General features: G+C 65.4%; 16 protein-coding genes. 9 read left to right on the top strand and 7 right to left on the bottom strand.

Features of this window, described 5'->3' with window-relative positions:
• The first annotated feature begins 257 nt into the window (after positions 1-257).
• A complete protein-coding gene (locus tag GGQ89_RS10500; RefSeq protein ID WP_184105740.1) occupies positions 258-1148 on the top strand; it encodes a LysR substrate-binding domain-containing protein in 891 nt (296 codons plus the stop codon).
• 259 nt (positions 1149-1407) lie between these two features.
• Here GGQ89_RS10500 and rpmG read toward each other — a convergent pair whose 3' ends face one another.
• Positions 1408-1575 carry a 50S ribosomal protein L33 gene (gene rpmG / locus GGQ89_RS10505; protein WP_007407030.1) on the bottom strand — a complete coding sequence of 56 codons (168 nt, stop codon included), beginning with the start codon at positions 1573-1575 and terminating at the stop codon, positions 1408-1410.
• A gap of 181 nt (positions 1576-1756) precedes the next feature.
• On the opposite strand from rpmG, the gene GGQ89_RS10510 reads away from it, so the two are divergent.
• The 3 genes from GGQ89_RS10510 to GGQ89_RS10520 all read left to right on the top strand — a co-directional run bounded on the left by GGQ89_RS10510 (position 1757) and on the right by GGQ89_RS10520 (position 3276).
• On the top strand, positions 1757-2107 hold the full coding sequence (locus GGQ89_RS10510; protein WP_244955777.1) for a hypothetical protein: 351 nt from the start codon (positions 1757-1759) through the stop codon (positions 2105-2107).
• Positions 2107-2676, top strand: coding sequence for a TMEM165/GDT1 family protein (locus GGQ89_RS10515; protein WP_184105741.1), 570 nt, complete (start codon positions 2107-2109; stop codon positions 2674-2676). Before GGQ89_RS10510 ends, GGQ89_RS10515 begins: the two co-directional genes overlap by 1 nt.
• A 102-nt stretch (positions 2677-2778) precedes the next feature.
• Entirely contained in the window at positions 2779-3276 is a 498-nt protein-coding gene (locus GGQ89_RS10520; protein WP_380773348.1) for a Dps family protein, read from the top strand.
• 62 nt (positions 3277-3338) lie between these two features.
• Here GGQ89_RS10520 and GGQ89_RS10525 read toward each other — a convergent pair whose 3' ends face one another.
• The gene (locus GGQ89_RS10525) at positions 3339-5096 is read right to left on the bottom strand and encodes a polysaccharide deacetylase family protein (RefSeq protein WP_184105743.1); all 1758 of its coding nucleotides are present in this window, start codon (positions 5094-5096) and stop codon (positions 3339-3341) included.
• A gap of 268 nt (positions 5097-5364) precedes the next feature.
• On the opposite strand from GGQ89_RS10525, the gene GGQ89_RS10530 reads away from it, so the two are divergent.
• Both GGQ89_RS10530 and GGQ89_RS10535 read left to right on the top strand, forming a co-directional pair.
• Positions 5365-5550 carry a DUF1328 domain-containing protein gene (locus GGQ89_RS10530; RefSeq protein ID WP_007407044.1) on the top strand — a complete coding sequence of 62 codons (186 nt, stop codon included), beginning with the start codon at positions 5365-5367 and terminating at the stop codon, positions 5548-5550.
• Between the two features lie 6 nt (positions 5551-5556).
• Positions 5557-7149, top strand: coding sequence for a cisplatin damage response ATP-dependent DNA ligase (locus GGQ89_RS10535; RefSeq protein ID WP_184105744.1), 1593 nt, complete (start codon positions 5557-5559; stop codon positions 7147-7149).
• Here GGQ89_RS10535 and GGQ89_RS10540 read toward each other — a convergent pair.
• Complete coding sequence (locus tag GGQ89_RS10540) at positions 7146-7673, bottom strand: DUF2306 domain-containing protein (RefSeq protein WP_184105745.1); 528 nt, start codon at positions 7671-7673, stop codon at positions 7146-7148. The genes GGQ89_RS10535 and GGQ89_RS10540 overlap by 4 nt on opposite strands.
• A gap of 152 nt (positions 7674-7825) precedes the next feature.
• Here GGQ89_RS10540 and GGQ89_RS10545 point away from each other — a divergent pair, with 152 nt between their 5' ends.
• On the top strand, positions 7826-8587 hold the full coding sequence (locus tag GGQ89_RS10545) for a LytTR family DNA-binding domain-containing protein (protein WP_240456432.1): 762 nt from the start codon (positions 7826-7828) through the stop codon (positions 8585-8587).
• Between the two features lie 118 nt (positions 8588-8705).
• Here the strand turns inward: GGQ89_RS10545 and murA are convergent, their stop codons facing one another.
• Positions 8706-9986 carry a UDP-N-acetylglucosamine 1-carboxyvinyltransferase gene (gene murA / locus GGQ89_RS10550; RefSeq protein WP_184105747.1) on the bottom strand — a complete coding sequence of 427 codons (1281 nt, stop codon included), beginning with the start codon at positions 9984-9986 and terminating at the stop codon, positions 8706-8708.
• A 209-nt stretch (positions 9987-10195) separates the two neighbouring features.
• Here murA and GGQ89_RS10555 point away from each other — a divergent pair, with 209 nt between their 5' ends.
• The gene (locus GGQ89_RS10555; RefSeq protein ID WP_240456421.1) at positions 10196-10885 is read left to right on the top strand and encodes a Crp/Fnr family transcriptional regulator; all 690 of its coding nucleotides are present in this window, start codon (positions 10196-10198) and stop codon (positions 10883-10885) included.
• Between the two features lie 31 nt (positions 10886-10916).
• On the opposite strand, the gene GGQ89_RS10560 is transcribed toward GGQ89_RS10555, so the two are convergent.
• The gene (locus tag GGQ89_RS10560) at positions 10917-11267 is read right to left on the bottom strand and encodes a thiol-disulfide oxidoreductase DCC family protein (RefSeq protein WP_184105749.1); all 351 of its coding nucleotides are present in this window, start codon (positions 11265-11267) and stop codon (positions 10917-10919) included.
• A gap of 51 nt (positions 11268-11318) precedes the next feature.
• Positions 11319-13580 (bottom strand): catalase/peroxidase HPI, encoded by a 2262-nt coding sequence (katG, locus tag GGQ89_RS10565; RefSeq protein WP_184105750.1) that lies wholly within the window; start codon positions 13578-13580, stop codon positions 11319-11321.
• Positions 13581-13914: 334 nt separating this feature from the next.
• On the opposite strand from katG, the gene GGQ89_RS10570 reads away from it, so the two are divergent.
• Entirely contained in the window at positions 13915-14862 is a 948-nt protein-coding gene (locus GGQ89_RS10570) for an NAD(P)/FAD-dependent oxidoreductase (RefSeq protein WP_240456422.1), read from the top strand.
• Between the two features lie 32 nt (positions 14863-14894).
• Here GGQ89_RS10570 and clpS read toward each other — a convergent pair whose 3' ends face one another.
• The gene (gene clpS / locus GGQ89_RS10575) at positions 14895-15251 is read right to left on the bottom strand and encodes an ATP-dependent Clp protease adapter ClpS (RefSeq protein ID WP_056438998.1); all 357 of its coding nucleotides are present in this window, start codon (positions 15249-15251) and stop codon (positions 14895-14897) included.
• Positions 15252-15265: the final 14 nt, after the last annotated feature.

A 15265-nucleotide genomic window follows, 5' to 3' on the forward strand; every position in this document is an offset into this window, starting at 1 on the left:
TCCCTTGGCAAAGTGTCTGAAACACGAAAGCGCGGGACGTGGGGGCGGGTTCCGGCTCGCAAAAGGGCGGACGGCCGAGCCGAGGCAAAAAAAAGGGCCGATCGAAACGACCAGCCCGTGAAAGTTTTTAGGAGAGGATGCCTGAAAGGCCCGTTCCTTTTGCGGTGCGACACGTTATGTTGCAAGTGCGAAAAGCTTGGTTATGATTGCAGTTTGTGCAATCCTCTGCCCAATAGGTCAACGAGTACAGGTACGCCATGCGCAGGCTCCCCCCGCTGGGTGCGATCGAAGCATTTGTCCAGGTCGTGCGTCTGGGCTCCATCAAGGCGGCGGCCGAGGAACTGGCGCTGTCGGCGCCCGCGCTCAGCCGCCGGGTGCAGACGCTGGAACGCTTTGTCGGCAAGCCGCTATTCGCCCGGCGGCACCAGGCGATGGTGCCCAATGAAGAGGGCCAGCGCCTGATGGAGCAGATTGCGCCGCTGCTCGACCAATTGTCGGATGCGGTGGAGGCGATGACCAGCGGACAGGAAGTGTTGCGCCTGCGCCTGGGCGTGCTGCCGCTCTATGCGTCGCAGCGGCTGTTCCCGCATATGGGGCTGCTGCGTGCGGCACATCCCGAACTGCATCTGGATATCGACACCGCCGGGCATGGCATCGCGCGGCTGGGCGAAGGACTGGACGCGGTGATCGCGCTGGGTCGCGACATCGACCCCTCGCTCTACGCCAAGCGGCTCGACCGCAACAAAGTCTATGTCATCGGCGCCAAGCGGCTGCTCGAAGGCCCCAATCCGCTGCTCCGTCCCGAGCAGATGAACGGCATGACCGCGCTGCTGCACCGCGAAATGCCCGACGCCTTCACCGCCTGGTGCCAGGTCGCGGGACTGACCGATATCAAGCCCAAGGCGATCGACTTCTTCGACTCGGGCGGCCTGATGCTGGAGGCGGTGGCGCAGGGCCTCGGCGTCGCCTTCATGCACGCCAGCCATTTCGAACATGCGCATGATCCGCGTCTGGTCCGGCTGTTCGATATCGAGGTCGACAGCCCGTACAGCCACTGGTTCGTCTGCCGCCCGCGTGCGCTTCAGCTGAAGTCGGTGAAGCTGTTCCACGACTGGCTGATCGCCACGCTGTACCCGGAAGCGGCGTAAAGGCACGAATTGGCGTTCCGCCGCTCGCCACAAGCACGCCCCTCCCGCAAGCGGGAGGGGATGGGGGAGGGCAAGCCACATGCGATGGTCTCTGTGAGACTCCGAACCCTCCCCCCCGGTCCCCTCCCGCCTGCGGGAGGGGGAGTGCGCATGGCGGACCTAGGCGCTCAACCCAACGACAAAAAGCCGCGCGTCCTGTCGGACGGCGGCTTCACGCCTTCAAGACTCACGGGGCGACCCCGGGGCCGCCGCCCGCAAATTACTTGATCTTGGCTTCCTTGAACTCGACATGCTTGCGCACGACCGGGTCGTACTTGTTGAAGCTCAGCTTCTCGGTCTTGGTGCGCGGGTTCTTCTTGGTGACGTAAAAGAAGCCGGTATCAGCCGAGCTGACGAGCTTGATCTTGACGGTGGTCGGCTTGGCCATGACCTGGTTCCTGTATGCGTGAAAAAGCGAAAGCGGCAGCCGGAGCCGCCGCTATATAAGGGCTGCCCATGGCCCATGGGCCTGCCTGAGTCAAGCATTTCACCCGATTTAAGCCCCTCTTTACGGCCAAGGCCCTATGGAAACCGTGCCGCTTCCCGCTATCGGGGCGGGCATGAGAGGGATGACCATCACGATGGAGCCGGGCGAATCACCCCATGCGGGCATCAGCTCCGCCGAGATTCGCGACCAGCTCTGGGCCCGAATCGCCGCGCTCGACGTGTCCGCCCCCTATGCGCGGGCGGCCGAATTGATCGACGGGGTGGAGGCGATTCGCCGTATCGCCCATCGCCACGGGCTGGTTCCCGCCGTCACCGTCACCCATTTCATCGACCGCGCCCTCATGCGGCAGGACGAACCCGCACCGGTCCATGGCTGGTTTGCGATCCTGAGCGACGCCATCGCCAGCGAGCGGCAGGATTGGCAGACCGCCAACGCCTTTGCAGAGGCCTGTTCGGTACGCCTGGCCAGCTGATGGATGCGCTGATGATCGTCCTGGTCGCCACGCTCCTGTCACAGGCGGGCGGGCGGCTGAGCGGTTTTGCCGAAAGGCTGGCGGAACGGACGGACAGCGCCCTGCCGGTCCTGGCGGGGGTCCTGCTGGCGCAAGGGTTGCTGGCGGCGGTGGCGATCCGAATCGGGATATTGCTGGGACCGCAGGTGACACCTGAGGCGCGCAGCCTGTTGCTGGCGGTTGCGCTGGTGCTGGTGGGCCTCGGCATGATGGGGCGGTTGCCGCGCGCCGGTTCGCCCTTCGGCTCGGTTCGCCTGGGGGTGTTCGGCACCGCCTTGTTGGGGGCGGGCACGATCCTGTTGATGGAATCCGGGTTATTGCTGGTCGCGGTCGCCGCCGCACGCTCTCTCCTGCCCTGGGCGGCCTGGCCGGGCGCGATGCTGGGGATGCTCGGCGCGTTGATACCGGCGATCCTGCTGGGCGCGCGTGAGTGGCGCAGGCTGGCGTGGCGGCCGATCCGGATGACGGGCGGTGCGATCATGATCCTGATCGGCATCGTCATCGCGCTTTCTGCCAAGGGATTGATCTAGGCGGTCGATCAGACAGCGCAGGCTTTGTACATGGACAGCGGGGGAGCCATTGGGCCATCGGATCGTTAACGCAACGATTCCTCAGACAGCGGGAGCATGTCCATGTCCGATATCAATCCGGCGCTCGATACGCCGACCGACCTCAACCGCAACGCCACCGCCAGCGTCGCCGACGCGCTGAACGGCGCGCTGGCCGATTGCTATGCGCTTTATCTGAAGACCAAGAATTTCCACTGGCACGTCTCGGGTCCGCATTTCCGTGATTATCACCTGATGCTCGACGATCAGGCCGGGCAGATCCTGGGCGTGACCGACGCCATTGCCGAGCGCGTGCGAAAGACCGGCAACGTCACGCTGCGCTCGATCGGCGACATCGCGCGCCGTCAGACCATCGTCGACAATGACCGCGAATTCGTGTCGGCCGCCGACATGCTGGTCGAACTGCGCGACGACAATCTGAAGCTGGTCGAGCGCTTCCGCACGGTCAAGGACGCGGCCGAGGAGGCCAAGGACAATGCCACCAGCGGCATCGTCGACGAATGGACCGACCAGGCCGAGGAACGCGCCTGGTTCCTGTTCGAAGCCGGTCGCAAGGGCTGACCGCCCTCCCCGACCCGATACGAGAAGGCCCCGGTCGATACCGGGGCCTTTTTTCCTTCGTGTCAGATCGGGAGCGAGGAATTTCCGTCCCGCATCCACAATTCGGTCTTGGTCAAAACGTCCAGCTGCCCGGCGTCGCGCCGCGCGACAATATAATCGATCAAACCACGGAATTTGGCGGAATCGGTCTGGCCCGTTCCGGTTTCGTAAATGCCGTGAAGGTAAAATTCCAATGTCTCGCCTCGCAATATAGCCACATCAACCAGGGACTTAAGCTCGTCCAAGCTCATGTTCGAAGTGGCGTTGGCGGGCGTGACCACTCCGCCGCGATCCGTAATGCCGAACCGTGACAGCCAGCTCCCCTTACCCTGTGTCGTGCGCGCCATCTTGTATCCGGCGGCCTTCAGCGCGAGGGGCAGTTTCGTGTAGGAAAACTCGCTCGACAAATCAGTGAAATTGAACGTCTTCACCTGTGCGATAACATTTTCGCTGAGCGTGATCTGCGTCGGGCTGTCCACGCTGACGACGGTTGTTCCTACTGGCACGTTGTAACCGCCGACGAGCATGCCCGGCTGAATGCCCGACGTATCCGACATGGTGGCGATCCGTGTGCCATTGGTCTTGGCAGAGAAGCTGCGCGGCCGGAAGGGGCTGTCTTGGTAACGTCCATTGGGGTAGCAACAGAAATCATTGCCACGCGTCATTCCATTGGCTTGAGCCCAGTCTCGTACCTTCTGCAATTCCGCGAGAGCGGCCGCCAAGGTCGGCCGGGTGGTCATCAGATCATCGTCATAGCTACCGTTTAGATAGCAATCCCAGCCTGCATTATACATCTCGCGAAGCTGTGCCAGCGTCAGCCGACTTGGCCCCCCGATCTTGCCGGGAGCGATATGGAAGCCGCCCTTGACGTTGCGAGCCTGCATATAGGGGAATGCGTCCGTATATTGAGTCCGCAAAATGTCGTCGAAGCCGATGACAATGGTCGGGCGACCACCCGCGCGGGCCACCAGCGCATCCACGCTGACGCGCGGCGCATGCGGAACCTGGGTAATCACACTGTTCGTCACGCCGAAACGGCCGGCGCCAGCACTCTGTAATCCTTCGATCTCACTAGAGTGGATCGATCCCCACATGGAGCCATAAAAGAGCGGCTGCGGCGTCTGGTACAGCGGTTCCAGAAGCGGCGTTTTCGCACGAAATTCCTGGCTACCACGCGTCAGCGTCAGATCGAAGGCTGTGACGGTATGATAGATCGGGTCCCATCCCAGATCGACGAACTGTGCGATGGTGCCGAATTTGGCGGGATCGTGATAGCCGATATCCGATTTGCTCAGGCCCGGACCGCCCAGGCGTGATCCGGTCCCCTGGATCTCCACTGCACCACTGCCTTGCGCCACCGCCGAACGACTGGCGAGCAAGGCTTCATTGGTCGCGGTGAACCCACTGGTCGTATCAAAGCTTTCCAGCAAGATGGGAATGTCGAGCACGACCGCCAGCGCGGAGGCGACGACGCGCTGCCCATTCATGACGCCGACCGTGACCAGACGAGTACCGATATCCTCAGCGCGCGCGACATAGGTGGTCGCCGAGGCATCGGTGATCGGCGTACGTGTTCGGTCGGAGGTCAGGGCTTCGCGAAACCACTGGACTCCCGACATTCCCTGCGGGGCCGAATAGGTCTGGCCGACGGATCCGTCCTTCGTTGCCAACATATAGATTTGCGGCGCATCAACCGATGGTGTCGGCGTCGGTTGCGGTGCAGGGTCGTTCCCACCCTCGATCACGCAGCCAGAGCACGAAAAGGCCATCGCGCCGATCAAGAATTGACGCCGAGTTGTCATCGATTTTCCCCCGCGGGGCAGATCATCGCCGCCCCCCTTGCTTAGCGGATGCACCAAGTCAGGACAGCGACGCAATCCTGTGATCGTCCCATGCATCGATTTCTATTCCATGATGAGACAGATGATATGCTCTTTTCAACGGCAGCGCGCCCGGATTCTGCCGGATCACGGCCCATCCAATCATCCGTAACCGGAACACCGACCCTCCCCGCCAGTTAACCCCTTATCAGGTCAGGAGGATTACCCCATGCTCAAGCTTGCCATCACCTTCCTCGTCGTCGGATTGATCCTGGGGGCGCTCGGTTTCGGGGGCATTGGCGGCGCGTTCGTCGGGATCGCCAAGATTCTGTTCTTCATCGCGATCGCGCTGTTCGTGATCTTCCTCGTGCTCGGGCTGGTTGCGGGCAAATCGGTGAAGAACGCGATCGACTGATCCCCCATGCGCGAATTCGCGGCGTTGCTCGATGCGCTGATCTATACACGCTCGCGCAACGCCAAGCTGAAGCTGGTCGCGGATTACCTTGCCGCCACGCCCGATCCCGACCGGGGTTGGGCGATGGCGGCGCTGACGGGCGATCTCGACCTGCCGGGCGTCAAGCCCGCGCTGATCCGCGCCTTGATCGAGCAGCGGGTGGACCCCGTGCTGTTCCGCATGAGCCGCGATTATGTCGGCGACACCGCCGAGACGGTCGCCCTGCTCTGGCCCGCGCCCGACCGGCCGCTCGATCCCGAACCGCTGTCGGTCAGCGATGTGGTCGAGCGGCTGCGGCATCTGTCGCGTTCCGACGCGCCCGCCGCGCTGGCCGATATGCTCGACCGATCGACCGCCGAGGAGCGGTTCGCGTTGCTCAAGATGGCGACGGGGGGCTTGCGCATCGGCCTGTCCGCTCGGCTTGCGAAGACCGCCTTCGCCCAACATTTCGGATTGGATGTCGAGGCGGTCGAGGAGGTCTGGCACGGCCTGTCGCCGCCTTATGCCGAGCTGTTCGCCTGGGGCGAGGGCACGGGCGCGCAGCCGACACCCGCCGATGTGCCGGTCTTCCGCCCCTTCATGCTCGCCCATCCGCTGGAGGATTTGCGGGTCGACCTGACCGACTATGCCGCCGAATGGAAATGGGACGGCATCCGGGTACAGATCGTCCATGTCGCCGGGCAGACGCGGCTCTACAGCCGGACCGGCGACGATGTGACGCACGCCTTTCCCGAGGTGGCGAGTGCCTTCGACGCGGTCGGGGCCGTGGACGGCGAGCTGCTGGTCAAGGGCGAGCATCAGGGTGGCACGCTGGAGGATGGCGGCGGCGCGGCTAGCTTCAACGCGTTGCAACAAAGGCTCGGGCGCAAGACGGTGTCGGCGAAGATGCTGGCGGAGTATCCCGCCTTCGTCCGGCTCTACGACATATTGATCGACGGGACCGAGGATATCCGCGCTTTGCCTTGGACCGAGCGGCGCAAGAGGCTGGAGGGGTTCGCCGCAAAGCTCGACCCCGAGCGGTTCGACGTCAGCGCGGTGATCGAGGCGGAGGACTTCACCGCGCTGGAGGCTTTGCGCGCCACCGCGCGCGATGCCGCGATCGAGGGGGTGATGCTCAAGCGCCGCGATTCCCCCTATAGCGGCGGGCGGCGCGTCGGCCTGTGGTACAAATGGAAGCGCGATCCGCTGACGGCCGATTGCGTGATGATGTACGCGCAGCGCGGCAATGGCCGGCGTTCGAGCTATTATAGCGACTATACCTTCGGCTGCTGGACCGAGGAGGGCGAGTTGCTGCCGGTCGGCAAGGCCTATTCGGGGATCACCGACGAGGAATTGCGCCAGCTCGACCGCTTCGTGCGCGCGCATACCGTCCACCGCTTCGGTCCGGTGCGTGAGGTGGAAAAGACGCTGGTGCTCGAGATCGCGTTCGATTCGATCCACGATTCGAAGCGCCACAAGTCGGGCGTCGCCATGCGCTTCCCCCGCATCGCCCGCATCCGCACCGACAAGCCCGCCGCCGAAGCCGACCGGGTGGAGACGCTCAAGCGGCTGGTGACTTAACCGAACAGCCACGTCCCCATCACCCGGCCGGGCAGGAAGGCGAAGGAGCCCGCACCGATCAGTCCGGTGAGATACAGGCTGACCATCAGCTTGCGATGCGTGTCGATCCGCCCGGCCCGCGCCGCCGCGATCGCGCGCCACAGTCCGATCAGCGTGACGGGCACGAAGATATGGATGAAACTGAATTGCCCGTGATTCAGGTCGCGCAGCGCCAGGGCGGAAAGGGCCGCGACCACCATCAGCGCTGCCCAGAGCTTGCCCAGCATCCGGTGCCGCGCATCCCCTTTGCGCGCCAGCAGGACATAGAGCCCCAGCGGCAGGGCGGGCAGGACCGAGCCGAGATGAATCCACACCGCCACGTCATGCGTCCGCGCCAGGGTCGGCGAGAGCCCGAGCGCACCGCGCGCTATGGCGACCACCGCCATCAGCGACAGCGTGCCCCCTGCAAGCAGGATCGCGGCGCGGGCGGCGGGAGAGGTATCGAGAGGGCGGCGGTTCGGGGCGGCGATCGAAAGGCTGGTCATCGGTCGAGATCCTGATCGGAAACGGGTTGCCCCTTTCCTGACCTGGCGCCGAACCCGCGCCAGTCTGATTGCGTCGAACGGCGGTTTCCCTTCGTGGAGCGGCCGATTTGCCATTTCACGAAGCGCCAATTGGCCATAGGCACGGGGCCGTGATGCCCCGCTCGCGCCGCATAGTGATCGATATCGCGCTGATGATCGGCGTCGGACTGCTGCTCGCGGTACTGGGACCGTTCGGCACCTTCGACGCGCGCTTTGCCTATCGGCTGATCTATTGGATCGCGCTGATGCTGGCGGGCTATGCACTCTACAAGCCGATAATGGCGGGTGCGCTGGTTGCGGCGGCGCGGCTGCATCTGCCCGATATGGCGGGCTGGGCCGCCGCCGCGATCCTGGCCAGCCTGCCGATGAGCGTCGTCGTCTGGTGGGTCGGACGTTTGGGTCTGCCGCTGCGTTGGCCCGACGCGGATCGGGCGCTGCTGCTCTATGGCAATGTGCTGGTGATCGGGGGGTTGGCCAGCCTGTTGCTCTGGTATGGACAGAAGCGACGAAGTGTTACGTCGGAGCCAGCCGTCCCCGAACCCGCCCCGCCGATCACGACGCCCCGCCCCGCGCTGCTCGACCGCCTGCCGCCCGGTTTCGGGCCGGATATCGTCGCGCTGGAAATGGAGGACCATTATCTGCGCGTCCATGGCGCCTATGGATCGGAACTGATCCTGCTGAGGATGCGTGACGCGGTGCAGGAGGTCGCGCCGCTGATCGGCGCGCAGGTGCATCGGAGCTGGTGGGTGGCGCGGGCTGCCGTTCGCGAGACGCATCGCGAAGGGCGCGGGCTACGACTGGTCCTGACCGGCGGGGTCGAGGCGCGGGTATCGCGCGCGATGGTGCCGGTGCTGGAAGCCGAGGGCTGGTGGTAGCGGCTTTAAATTCCTCCCCTGCAAGGGAAGGTGGCAGTCCGTAGGATTGACGGAGGGGTGTCAACGCTGCTGCTGACACCCCTCCACCACCGCCCTCCCCGTGCCGGGGAGGATGAAATCAGTCGCCGACGCGCTCGATATCGGCACCCACCGCCGACAGCTTCTCTTCCAGACGCTCGTAACCGCGGTCGAGATGGTACACGCGGGCAACCGACGTCTCACCCTCGGCGGCCAGACCGGCGAGGATCAGGCTCATCGAGGCGCGCAGGTCGGTCGCCATCACCGGCGCGCCGGTCAGCTTGTTCACGCCCTTCACCATCGCGGTGCGGCCATGGACCTGGATGTCCGCGCCCATCCGCGCCAGCTCTGGCACGTGCATGTAGCGGTTCTCAAAGATCGTCTCGGTCAGGGTGCTGGTGCCCTCCGCCTTGCACAGCATCGCCATGAACTGCGCCTGCATGTCGGTGGCGAAGCCCGGATAGGGGGCGGTCGACAGGGTCAGCGGCTGGAGCGGACCATCGGCCTTCACCCGGATCGAATCGCGGCCTTCCTCGACCGTCACGCCCGCTTCGGTCAGCGCGGACAAGGTGGCGCGCATATCCTCGGCACAGGCGCCGACCAGTTCCAGGTCACCGCCGGTGATCGCGGCGGCACAGGCATAGCTGCCCGCCTCGATCCGGTCGGGCATCACCGAATAGGTGGCGCCGTGCAGCCGGTCGACACCCTCGATGGTCAGCGTCTCGGTACCGACGCCGTCGATCCGCGCGCCCATCGCGATCAGCAAGCGGCACAGATCGACGATCTCGGGCTCGCGCGCGGCATTGCCCAGGACCGAGGTGCCCTTGGCCGTGACGGCGGCCATCAGCGCATTCTCGGTCGCGCCGACCGACACCACCGGGAAGGTGTAGCGTCCGCCTGACAGGCGGCCGCCGGGCGCGCTGGCCTTGACGTAACCGGCGGTCAGTTCGATCTCCGCGCCGATCGCCTCCAGCGCCTTCAGGTGCAAATCGATCGGGCGGTTGCCGATCGCGCAGCCGCCGGGCAGCGACACCCGCGCCTCGCCCGCGCGCGCCAGGATGGGGCCGAGCACCAGGATCGACGCGCGCATCTTGCGCACGATGTCGTACGGCGCCTCGGTCGAGAAGAGCTGGCCCGCGCGGATCGTCATCACCCGGCCGAAATCTTCGGGACGCGTCCCCTCGACACGGGTCGATGCGCCGATCTGGTTCAGCAGATGGCCGAACCCGTCGACATCGGCCAGACGCGGCAGGTTGCGCAGCGTGACCGGTTCGTCGGTCAGGATCGCGCAGGGCATCAGGGTGAGCGCGGCGTTCTTCGCGCCCGAGATCTTCAGGCGGCCCGACAGCCGGTTGCCGCCGCGAATAAGGATACGGTCCATAGACCCGTCCTCCTAGCGGACGTGGCGGGCATCGCCAAGGGTCGTGCCCGTCCCCCATGGCCAAAGAGCACGAAAAGCAAAGAAAAGGGCCGGTTGATCGATATTAATGCGTGGTCGCACCCTTGATGGCTAAGGCGTTCGTCCGCTCCGGGGATGAGGTGTCAGTGTCAAATTGCGGGCTAGCTGATCGCCTGAACAAATGGGTTTCGTTGACCCCGGCCGAACGAGAGGCCTTGGCACGGCTGGAGGATCGACCAAAGACGATCCGGCGCGGTGCGGTGTTGATGGAGGAACAGGCGCGCAGCGACGAGCTGTTCGTCGTGCAGCAGGGCATGTTGATGTGCTATGTGCTGCTCGACGATGGCAGCCGCCAGGTGGTGCGCTTCCTGTTTCCCGGCGATCTCTTCGCGCTGTCGGCGCTGGTCTATGGCCGTTCGCCCGATACGGTGGTGGCGGTGTCCAATGCGGTCGTCTGTCCCTTCGACCGGGGCCAGATCGCGGGACTGGCGACCCGGCATCCCCGCCTGTTCAGCCTGATCCTGGTGCTCAACCAGATCGAGCGGGTCATCACCACCGACCGGCTGGCAGGTCTCGGCCGTACCTCGGCGCGGGTGCGGGTGGCGACGCTGTTGCTGTCGCTGCGCGGCCAGATGCGCCAGGCGGGCATAGAGGTGGCCGCATCCTTCGCCCCCGGCCTGACGCAGGAGGAGATGGGCGACGCGATCGGGCTGACCGCCGTCCACGTCAACCGGATGCTGCGCCAGCTGGAGGACGATGGGCTGATCAAGCGCGAGGGCGGGCGTGTCCACCTGCTCGACGAAGCGCGGCTGGTGCGCGAAGCGGGCTATATCGACCGGTTCGAGGGGCTGGACCTCAGCTGGCTGCCACCGGGGCATTGAGGCATTCCTTCCCCGAAAAGGGGAGGAATGGTCAGGGTCCCGCCCAACGTTGCAGGCGCGGTCGAATCTTCAGGAAGCGTCGATAGCCGCGCTCCAGCAACGCCAGCATCCAGGGAGAGCGTGCCGCCAGACCCAGCGGCCGGAGGAGCGGGATCGCCCGCCACATCGCGGCAAAGGCCGCCGCGCCCGACAGCATCCGGCCATCCTCCCGCGCGTGAAAGCGCGCGAGCAGCGTGTCGCGGTCGATCGGGCACTGGTCAGGCTCCTCCCCGCCGATCGCGACGAATTCGATCCGGCGACGTCGGTCCAGCCGCCGCATCACCGCGATCTCGCGGCGACACAGCGGACAGGCGGCATCATACCAGACGGTGACGGTCGTCATGCCCTTCCCTCCGACAAGGGCGGCCCGATCACGACCGGGCCGCCTCCACCATCAGAAAAGATCGGCGGTCATCACCTTGTTCCAGACCTTCACGAAGTCGCGGACCATGCGGGGATGGCCGTCCTCGGCAGCGTAGAATTCCGCGATGTTGCGCAACTGCGAATTGGCCCCGAAGACCAGGTCGTTACGCGTGGCAGTGTAGCGCGTCTCACCACTATCCCGGTCGTCCAGGGTAAAGCGCAAGCCCGCCTCGTCCTGCTTGGTCCAGACATAGTCCATGCTGGTCAGCACGCGGAAGAAGTCGTTGCTCAGCACGCCCACCCGGTCGGTGAACAGGCCCGCCTCGCTCTCGTCCCAATTCGCCCCCAGCGCGCGTAGGCCGCCGGTCAGCACCACCCATTCGGGCGCGCTGAGCTTCAGCAGCGCCGCCTTGTCGAGGAACAGTTCCTCGGGGGCGACGCGGCCCGCCGTCACCTCGGTGAAGTGATCGTCGACATAGTTGCGGAAACCATCGACCACCGGCTTCAGCCATTCGAAGCTGTCGGCATCGGTCAGTTCGTCGGTCGTGTCGCGCCGCCCGGCGGTGAAGGGCACCTCCAGCGCGACGCCCGCATCCGCCGCCGCCTTCTCGACCGCCGCTGTGCCGCCCAGCACGATCAGATCGGCCAGCGACACGCGCTTGCCGCCGGTCGCCCCGTCGTTGAACGCGCCCATGATCTCGCGCAAGCGCGCGATGACGGGCACGGTGCGGCGATTGACCGCCCAGTCCTTTTGCGGAGCAAGTGCCAGACGCGCACCGTTGGCGCCGCCGCGCTTGTCGCTGTCACGATAGGTGACGGCGGCGGAAAAGGCGGTGAAGGCCAGGTCCGACACCGAGAGGCCGCTGTCGAGGATCCACTGCTTCAACGCCCCGATGTCGGCGGCGTCGACCAGTTCGTAATCGCGCTCGGGGATCGGGTCCTGCCACAGCAGGTCCGGCTCGATCGTCACCTCTGGCCCGACATAACGCTCGCGCGGCCCCATGTCGCGGTGCGTCAGCTTGTACCACGCCTTCGAAAACTGCTCGGTGAAATAGTCGAAGTCGGTCAGGAACCGCTCGCAGATGGGGCGATAGACCGGATCGACCTTCAGCGCGATGTCGCTGGTCATCATCATCAGGGCATGGCTCTTGCCCTCGATATGCGCGTCGGGGGTGCGCGGCGCGTCACCGCTGACCGGCGTCCATTGCAGCGCACCCGCCGGGCTGCGCGTCTGTTCCCATTCCAGGCCCAGCAGGTTTTCGAGATAGCTGTTGTCCCACTGGGTCGGGTTCTGGGTCCAGCTGCCCTCGATGCCGTTGGTCATGGTGAATTCGGCATTGCCGGTGCCCTCGGGGTTGTGCCAGCCCAGCCCCATCTCCTCGATCGCGGCGATTTCGGGCGGCGCGCCGATGCGGTCGGCCTTCACCATGCCATGGCTCTTGCCGAAGGCGTGGCCGCCCGCGATCAGCGCCACCGTCTCCTCGTCGTTCATCGCCATGCGGGTGAAGGTGATGCGGATGTCGCGGGCCGAGGCCATCGGATCGCCGCTGGCGTAGGGGCCTTCGGGGTTCACATAGATGAGCGACTGGTGCGAGGCGGCCAGCGGCTGCTCCAGATCGTAATCGGCATCGCCATTCTGCCCGCGCCAGCGCTTGTCGCGGTTGACCATCTCGTCGAACGAGTCGACCTGGGTCATGTCGAAGACCTCGGGACCCCAATAGGTCGCGTCATCGGCCTCCCACGCATCCTCGCGCCCGCCGCCGAAACCATAGGTCGGCAGCCCCATGATCTCGAGCGAGCAATTGCCGGTCAGGACGATCAGGTCGGCCCAAGACAGCGCCGCGCCATATTTCTGCTTGATCGGCCAGAGCAGGCGACGCGACTTGTCGACATTGCCATTGTCCCACCAGCTGTTGATCGGCGCGAAACGCTGCATCGCCTCGCCAGCACCGCCGCGCCCGTCGGCGATGCGATAGCTGCCCGCCGAGTGCCATGACATGCGGATCATCTGCGGCCCGTAATTGCCATAGTCGGACGGCCACCACGCGACCGAGCTGGTCAGGAAGCGCTTGATCTCGGCCTTCAGCGTATCGAGGTCGATCTTGGCGAAGGCGGCGCGATAGTCGAAATCCTCCCCCAGCGGATTGGCACGGGGGCCGTGGCGGTGCAGCTGCTCGACGCGTAGCCGGTTGGGATACCATTCGGCCAGAGTCGGCGGCGTGGTGAAGGCACCCCCGATCCGGTCGCCGCCAAAGGGGCACTTGCCTTCGAGTACCGTCTTATAGTCTTCCATGCCGCAAGCTCTCCGGGTTCATCTGGTAAAAAGGCTGGGCGCGCAAAGACTTGGCAAGCCACAGGCTTACCGGCACGCCCATGGGGCGGGATCATGTCGCGTCTGTCATGGACATAGACGGCCTGAGGTCTTCCCCTGAGCGGAAGGAACCGCCGCTCGTCATGCCCCACAACGTCGGGCATTCCCGGTCGATCCTTGACCGATCACCCCACACCCAAAAATTTTAGCATGGATCAACCCGGATACTTGACGGAATCGGGGGGCGGTTCACCGATGAGACGGATCGATCCTCAACCCGAGGCGTATCGTCGGATTGCACGCGATGCGGCGAATCATGAAGGAACGGGATATGGCCGGATCGGCGGCGATCGTCGGCGCGGGGATAGCGGGTCTGGCCTGCGCCTCACGCCTGACCGAGGCGGGATGGCGGGTCACGCTGTTCGACAAGGGGCGCGGCCCCGGCGGCCGCATGGCGAGCAAGGTCGTGACGGCGCAAGGTGCCTGCTTCGCCTTCGATTATGGCGCGCAATATCTGACCGCGCGCGACCCGGCCTTCGTCGCGCAAGTCCGGGACTGGGAGCGGCAGGGTGTCGCCGCGCCATGGCCCGCCATGGGCGATGATGCCTGGGTCGGGGTGCCGGGGATGAATGCGCTCGTCACGCATATGGCGGCGGCGCTCGACGTTCGCTGGTCGACGCATATCCGCGCGTTGCGCCGCGATGCGGACGGATGGCGGCTGGACCATGACGAGATGGCCGAGGGGCCGTTCGATGTGGCGGTCCTGGCGCTACCCGCCGAGCAGACGGCGGGACTCGCCGCACCGATCGACCCGGCGCTGGTCGAACTGGCCCGCGCGCATCCGTCCGATCCATGCTGGACCGTGCTGCTGGGGTTCGACGCCGGCTTCTCGGCACCGGATATCCTGTCCGCCGCCGATCCCATCGACTGGGCCGCACGCAACAGCGCCAAGCCGGGCCGCAAGGGCGGTGAGGCCTGGACGATCCATGCCACGGCCGACTGGTCGCGGCGCCATGTCGAAAGCGACCGCACCTCCGTCACCGCCTCGCTGCTACGCGCCCTGGAAGAACGGGTGGGCACCCTGCCCGTGCCGGTCCATGCCACCGCGCATCGTTGGCGTTACGCGCGGTCGGGCAAGGCCGGTGTCGGGGCCTATCACCAGGCCGATACGGGGCTGGCGGCCTGTGGCGACTGGATGATCGCGCCACGGGTGGAGAGCGCCTGGCTCTCCGGGCGGCAGGCGGCGGATCTGGTAATGGCGTAGTCCTCCCCGTGCCGGAGAGGAATGAACAGGAGTTACGCCTTCTCCAGCGTGCACTGAAGCGGATGCTGGTTAGCACGGGCGAAGTCGATCACCTGCGCCACCTTGGTCTCGGCGACCTCATAGGAGAATACGCCGCACACCCCCACGCCGCGCTGATGGACGTGCAGCATGACGCGGGTCGCATCGTCCATGCTCATGCGGAAGAAACGCTGCAGGCACAGCACGACGAATTCCATCGGCGTATAGTCGTCGTTCAGCATCAGCACGCGGTACGGTGTCGGCTGCTTGGTGCGCGTCCGGGTCCGCGTCGCGACGCCCAGGCCGGTGCCCTCGTCATCGCCGTGATCGGGGCCATGATCGGGCCCTTGTCCGGGACCATTGCCGGCCATTCCCAGAGGATGGG

It is taken from the genome of Sphingomonas yabuuchiae, assembly GCF_014199595.1.
GTDB classification, from domain to species: Bacteria; Pseudomonadota; Alphaproteobacteria; order Sphingomonadales; family Sphingomonadaceae; genus Sphingomonas; species Sphingomonas yabuuchiae.